A 6,793-nucleotide genomic window follows, 5' to 3' on the forward strand; every position below is an offset into this window, starting at 1 on the left:
CCGATCTGCTGGCTTATGGTTGCACTTTCTCCGTTGCTGTGGCTAAGCAGGTGGATGAGCTACTTCAATGGCAATATGTTGATCATGACCCGGTTCCTCACTTTTGCGGGCACCCAGACAGGTAAGCAGCTGGATTTTGCCAGTCGGCTTGCTGCTATGGCACCTCCGGCAGTTACAGGTAGGGGCGTTCTTGCCATGTTCGACTATGAGGCTACCGATACGCTGGCCGAGATTCAAATCCCTACCCTTATCATTGGCGCAAACAAAGATCGTTTGACTAAGCCTGAAGCGAGTGTTAAAATGAACCAAAGCATACCTGGCTCACAGCTGATAACATTACAGCCGGCAGGGCATATGGGCTTTGTTGAACGGCATCAGGAAGTTAATGAAGCGGTAAGCAAATTCATTCCCTTTCAAACAACGGGCATACCTTGGCAGTAATTCTGCCAAGAATTTGCTGTCTGTGACTGGGAGCTTCATACAAATGCTCAGCTTAAAGTGCATTCCTTATACACTTTATGACAGCGATTAAGCAGCAATTCATTATCTAATGCATACAGTACTTCTGCGCAAGATCTCTTCTGTAAAACCTTATAGTTAATGCGAATTTGATCGCTGTGAGCACGGCCTTGCACGTTGAATCAATACGTCCAAAAACTTATATTAGTTAACGACTTTTACCGTACCGAAAGCAACTCCCTCTCAGTCTCATTGATCCCTTTCAGTACCGTTTCGGTTTTTTCCTTTTTAGCGTCTTTTGATTCGGCTTTCAGATCCGCATTTTGCTTTTTACCGGCCTTATCAAGCTTTTTCTCCTGCTTAACCGAGATTTTAACCACCTTCTCTGCTAGTTTCTTAGCAGTTTTTTTATCGCTTTTTTTAATTTTTTTGCTTCAATATCAGAATCACTTAACTTCTGATGAAGCGTTTCAGAAATATCTGCTGCTAATTTGTCTTTTTTATTAACCTTCATTTCAAATTCAGTTAGTTCAATGTATTCCAACAAAAATACCAATTCCTAATTGTTTGCAATGTTAAGTTTTTGGTTCGTTTTCGCGTACACTGATAAACAACACAATGGGAGAAAATGTATTGCTCTACGGATCTCGGCCACCTGCAGGTAGTGCAAGATCTTAGGGCATTAACAAATGATCCCTTAGCAGTTTCAAGGCTTACTAAGTTTTGACGGTTTGGAGCATGAGGGGTCTTTCAACAAACGTTACATGTAGTATTCCCGACAACCGAATCCTTACTATCCAAAGTATACGATCAAGGCGTTGAGAAATAATTTTAGGAAATTCGTGTGTCTGTGAAATCAATTCTCCCAACAGCAACGGATAGCAAAATCCATATCTTTGCCCTATGGGTAAGCAGACAGCAAAGCACGACACCTTAATCATGGCAATCATCGGCAACCGTGAAATCGCCCTGGATTAGAGGTTTTTAGTACAAAGGGGCGAAAAGCGGCGTTAGCTACCTAAGAATTTAGTTCTGCATTCTTTCTTTTAATTTAATCAATTGACGCACCGATCCATTGTATTGCGGCAAAGCCAAATACAGCCGGTATTACATCCATCAAGATCCAGACGTAAACCTGGGAAAACCAAGTAAGGCAATCAGATGAATGCGTAGCTGATATGATTGCTGGCGAGCGTATCCTTCGGTAAACAAGCGAATGAGCGAAGCACAGCTGTCGAGTAGAATTAAACGAAAAAGACAAAGTTGGCACAGCAGCGGGAGTCAAGCCTGCAGGAGCAGCAGAAAAAGATATAGCAACCTCATAGCCAATCAACCTCTCAACATATTGAAAAACAGTTTCTTGTTGTTCAATAATTTGGTCTGTCGTCAGTTCAGGGAAAAACTGCTGCCAATTCACCTTAAAGAGACTATCATGAACACATTAGATCTTTTTGTGGAAAAAGACCGAAAAAATGGTCACCAGGAAAAGACCCAGAATGCCGTCCGAAATCTGATCAGGCAGTCTTTACTAACAGATGATCAAATCGCTTCTGCCCTGGAAGTGACTGTGAACTATGTGGCTGACATTCGTAAACAATTGGACGTGCCCCAATGACATTGCTGATTTAAAGCCGTATATTAGATATCTCCCTTAGATAACAAAGCGTCACTTCCCGGACCCTCTCCAATGATAAGTTAGTTAGGAATCGTAGCGAATATACAGGTTTCAGAATTCCCGGTCGTTTTTCCCTGGTTCGATGGACAAGTTGGACAGCTTCCCAAGGATCTCCGGTACTTCGTTATTTGCACAGGCGGATACAGCGCGTTTGGCGCGCTTGATTTCACTTAACCACCTCAATCATATGTTTCTTTCTCCTCTCTTTCTTAGCCTAAGCTTTGATTAATAATTCTGATCGTTTCACCAGATCCCGAATGGATTGTCGCGTGGTAAATGTTACTGGTGCTGGCGGGCAACGTATCGGACGTGGTACTGCCGTAATTTCTGATCCAGTTGATAGCCCGTACGGTAACGTTGGCCGACGTGAAATCCCCGGCTGTAAGAATACTCCCAACGAAATTCATCGGTGGTCCGGAAGCGGAAATTTCTTGTTTGGATAATCTTGCCGGGCGGCAGCGGAACTGCAAAATTAAACCCGCCCGTTGTGCCGTTACTGGTTTTCATCACATATAACGCAACCTCGACATTAGCAAACTGGCGGATCATTTCTAGACGTGCGCCAGCGTCGCCATCCAGATAACGGCCGCCGGAAAGTTTGATCAGAAGATCTGTGTCCATGAAGCGGTACGCAACATCCCCAATCACGATCAGATTTTCCATGGTTTCATAATAAAGCCCTTTTTTTGCATAGTAATAAAAACCAGTCAGGCCGGTTTCCAAGCCGAACGACCATGAGCTGGTAAAATCCTGGTGCCGGTATTGCACGTTTACACCGTACTGGTCATTATGAAAGTAGCCAGCGGATGCGCTGATAAAATTTTTTCCAGTCGATAAAAAGTGATTCAGAAAAATAGGTGCCGGACGGATCTTTTTTGGCCTGTTATCCATGTCGTTGGTAATAGGGAAGAGTATACCGGCATTAACGACCAGTCCTTTCAAAATTTGAAACTGTGTCTGCAACATTAGGCTCGTGTTACTCTGGAGCGTTTTCTCGCGATTGCCGAAGTCGGCTTCGAAAACGGGTTGCAGCCACAAGTCCACTTTATATTTCTTCAATAAAAAACCAGGATTACTTATTTCTTCCTTCCCAAGAGCACGAAATCTCATGGTGGGCGTAAGCGTGTAGGCACCTAAGGCAACTCCCTGGAACATGGGTATATATTCCTTTATATTCGAATCACCGAGAGACCTACTTAACTGGTACATGCCAATGTAAGGATTTCTGAAAAGCTTCTGCTCATATTTTAAGGCAGCACTAGTTGTATCACCAAGAAAATCGAAATTCTGTAAAGTTTTTATCTTCTTTGATTTGGCAACCTGCGCATAACTTCCAGTAGCAAAAAAGAAGCATGTAAGCATGAAAAGAAGTTTAAAAACGTTCATCGGAACCACGAAGGCTTTTGGGTTTGGATAAAAGATTAAGCGCATAGCAAGTGCCAAAGGAAACCTGATCGAAATTTAATAAGCCCGCCTGAAGAGTCCATCGCTTGAAAAAAGTACCGTATAAGCCGAAATTGAAATGCTGACTATCCCATTCTGCCATGAAACCGGCTTTCTTTTCCAAACGTAAATTCATACCACCGATTGGCCCGGAAAGATATTGGTAACCCCGGTCCTTTTTCTTCTTGATCCGAAGATCTTTGAAAATGTTATAATTGCTCTTCTCCGACTCGTGCCGCTGAATATAAACCGGGCTCCCATAACCCGCTGTAAAGTCAGCATAAATGCGTCGGCTCATTTGAAATGTCTTGGTTGCAACCACTGCATTGGTCACCAAGGAATTATCTATGCCAAAAGGCGCCGATATGATTACGGCCAGTGACGGGCGCTGGCGGTTTTCTTTAAGGATAAGATATTTAAGATCAATTTGCCTGTCGCCGATACCTTTATGCCCGTGCCAGGCTTCGTTATTGACCCGCAACAAATTTACATTCACTTCAAACCTTCGAAGAATAGTCAGATTTGCAAAATAGATTCCCTCCGAATTGACGCGGTTGTACCTGATCCCATAACGCATCGGGTTAAAATTGTACCCAAACTGGAATGCGCCGTCTTTGGTCTCCGCAGCTGACGGAACATAGATTAATCCGGGTTTTCCGGAGATATTATTCTGTCCGGTAACATCGGTTCCAAAAAACAATGCAAGCAGGAATAAAAGAATGGGAAACTGTTTGTTTCCCATTCTTTTGATGATATCGCGTCTCATTGCAGCAAACTCAATTAATTACCGCTTCCCTGATTGTGGCAATTTGCAATCATCTTGGCGAGCAGTTCCTCAGCCTTGCCGAGTGCCTCGCTGTACGATGACGCCACTTTGGCAGTGTTGACGGCTTTCACCTTTGCTGCCTCGGCCTTAGCAAGATCTGCGACCTTGGTGCATGAAAGATTCTTGGCAGCTTCCAGTTTGTTCACATTGTTCAGATAATCAAACAATTGAATATTGATCAAGGCTTTGAGATTATCATAATGGGCTGGATTTAGATAAGGCTTGGCTTTTTCCAGGGCAGAAAGGGACTGTTCGGCGAATTTGATGCCTGCCTGACGTAATTTTTCAAAATGTTCGGGATTGTTTTCGTCCAGGCATTTTTCAAGTTTCTGCTGAATCTTTTCCAAATCTTTGAGATAGACCTCATCAATTTTTCCCAAGGCCTTGGCTTTGTGTTCGTCGAGCTTTCCAACCGTTTTTTCGAATTTTTCACGGGCTTTCACCACGCACTCGTCGCTGCTTTCAAGATTCCCAACAACCTGGCTTCCGCCATTCAGCTTGGCGGGCTTGCCACTATCCTCCCGGTTGGAAAGGCCGTCTATTTTTGCCGCAGTAAGCAGTGATAAGTAGGGCTTCATTGCCGCATCATTCCCAGCCTTAGCCAGAATACGCTTTACTTCGGTAGAATTGAGTGTATTTTTTGATGGCTTAATATCCTTCAAAGTCTTGATCTCAGCAGCGGAAAGCGATGTAGAAATTTCTGAAACAGCCGCCAATACATTGGCCGGAATATCTGTCGAGTTCACTTTTCCCAAAGATTCATTCAGTGCCTTTGCCTTGGCAGTTGCCTCGATTTTCCCCGGTGTGGCCCTGATATCAGCTGTTTCTTCTAATTTCACTTCATTCATTTCCAGCGCTTCAAGCTCTTTGGATAATGCAGTTTCTCCGGGTCCTAAACTTTCAGCATCCTTATTGCGACAATCATAAAGAAAGAAAGTGAGGAACATTGAAAGGATCAGCAGTTTGCGTGCACGTGTTTTCATAAGAAATAGGTTTGTTGAAACTTACGATTATTGAAAAATGGATATGGTAATGAGATTTTTTGGCGATTTAGAGTGCATTCGCATGCTCAAGATTTAATTCGAGCAGTATCAAAACATCATACTCAGGTACAAAATGACTCCGGTAGTATCACTTTGAAGCGACCAAGAAAAGTTACGGTTAAAAGAACGCATACTGATATACGGTAAACTGAAATTATGGGGTTTGCTGCATAAGTGCTCATCAATTGAACAGACGGCCGATCACTTTAAGCAGATTTAAAATTATTAGAAGGTAGGAGAATTGTTCATAGGTGTCCAAAACAAGCATTGCAACGAGTTAGGATAAAAGGGGCAGCGAAGCGCTAACAATGCTCTGAAATTATCAATCTTCCGGGTTGTGCATCTAATTGCGAATAGCAATTTTTCATGAATAAACGTTGTGTTAGTGGTGTTAAAAATAACTACTATATATTAACGCGCTATATACAATATATTCTACAATAGAATATCAAGCCTTATAAAATAACATCTACAACAAGTTTAGTGCATTACATTTTTATTTCCTAATGTAATAGAAACGTTACAAATCACTAGTGTACTGATAATCAACGTATAATATTTTTTTCTAGTTAAAAATAATAAGTTTTTCTTCTAAAAGTTAAATTAAATTTTTGATGTCGCATCAACAATTGAGGCGCTGAAATACTCCCGTTTTGCTGGACAGCCAATGGATAAAGTTAATTTTAATTAGGATGCTTTTGCGTCAAAGAACAAGTCATTAGGGATAAATCCAGTACCGGTGTGTTTGCGTTGACCGTTGTAAAAATCCACATATGTTTTTACTCCTCTATACAGATCCATCCCGCCGTTTAGAGGGTTTAAGTATACATATTCTTGTTTGAGCGACCTCCAAAACCGTTCGATGAATACGTTGTCAAGTGCTCTTCCCTTTCCATCCATTGACACCTTTATGCCACTACCTAACAATGAGTTGACAAAGTGGGGGCTAGTGAATTGGCTACCTTGATCGGTATTAAATATTTCGGGCCGTCCCTCGGCACGAATAGTGTCTAAGAGGATTTCCCGGCACCATTCCATGCTCATTGTGTTTGAAATGCTCCATCCCACGATTCTTCGGCTATATACATCGATGATAGCAAACATGTACATGAAGCCCCGGAACATGGGGATATACGTGATATCGGCTTGCCAGACCTGGTTGGCTCTCTCTATTTTTAAGTCCTTCAGCAGATACGGATATTTGTAATCGCCTGCTTTGGCCTTGCTCAGGTTGCGTTTGGGATAAATCGTACGTAAGTTCATGAGCCTATATAGCCTTCGTACACGCTTTACACCAACGTGGTAACCTAAGCCGCGCAGATAATCAGTCATGCGTTCCACTCCATA

8 protein-coding genes are annotated in these 6,793 nt (G+C 42.5%); 2 read left to right on the top strand and 6 right to left on the bottom strand.

Annotated features, from left to right (window positions below):
- The coding region (locus G395_RS0126945; protein ID WP_026632847.1) for an alpha/beta fold hydrolase at positions 1–441 on the top strand (441 nt) is incomplete at its 5' end.
- A 236-nt stretch (positions 442–677) separates the two neighbouring features.
- Here G395_RS0126945 and G395_RS32300 read toward each other — a convergent pair.
- Positions 678–839, bottom strand: a complete 162-nt coding sequence (locus tag G395_RS32300; RefSeq protein ID WP_157486848.1) for a hypothetical protein — start codon at positions 837–839, stop codon at positions 678–680.
- Positions 840–847: 8 nt separating this feature from the next.
- Positions 848–973 carry a hypothetical protein gene (locus G395_RS32945; RefSeq protein ID WP_262485410.1) on the bottom strand — a complete coding sequence of 42 codons (126 nt, stop codon included), beginning with the start codon at positions 971–973 and terminating at the stop codon, positions 848–850.
- 918 nt (positions 974–1,891) lie between these two features.
- Between G395_RS32945 and G395_RS32310 the strand changes: the two genes are divergently transcribed.
- On the top strand, positions 1,892–2,074 hold the full coding sequence (locus G395_RS32310) for a hypothetical protein (RefSeq protein ID WP_157486850.1): 183 nt from the start codon (positions 1,892–1,894) through the stop codon (positions 2,072–2,074).
- A 339-nt stretch (positions 2,075–2,413) separates the two neighbouring features.
- Here G395_RS32310 and G395_RS30705 read toward each other — a convergent pair whose 3' ends face one another.
- The 4 genes from G395_RS30705 to G395_RS30710 all read right to left on the bottom strand — a co-directional run.
- Positions 2,414–3,496, bottom strand: coding sequence for a YjbH domain-containing protein (locus G395_RS30705; protein WP_169720106.1), 1,083 nt, complete (start codon positions 3,494–3,496; stop codon positions 2,414–2,416).
- Positions 3,497–3,506: 10 nt separating this feature from the next.
- Positions 3,507–4,343 (bottom strand): YjbH domain-containing protein, encoded by an 837-nt coding sequence (locus G395_RS0126970; protein WP_026632849.1) that lies wholly within the window; start codon positions 4,341–4,343, stop codon positions 3,507–3,509.
- A 14-nt stretch (positions 4,344–4,357) separates the two neighbouring features.
- On the bottom strand, positions 4,358–5,386 hold the full coding sequence (locus G395_RS0126975; RefSeq protein WP_026632850.1) for a hypothetical protein: 1,029 nt from the start codon (positions 5,384–5,386) through the stop codon (positions 4,358–4,360).
- A 747-nt stretch (positions 5,387–6,133) separates the two neighbouring features.
- Positions 6,134–6,793 (bottom strand): IS3 family transposase (locus G395_RS30710; protein WP_035362199.1); only part of this gene is annotated, 660 nt, incomplete at its 5' end.

The sequence above is a fragment of the Dyadobacter alkalitolerans DSM 23607 genome (assembly GCF_000428845.1).
GTDB classification, from domain to species: Bacteria; Bacteroidota; Bacteroidia; order Cytophagales; family Spirosomataceae; genus Dyadobacter; species Dyadobacter alkalitolerans.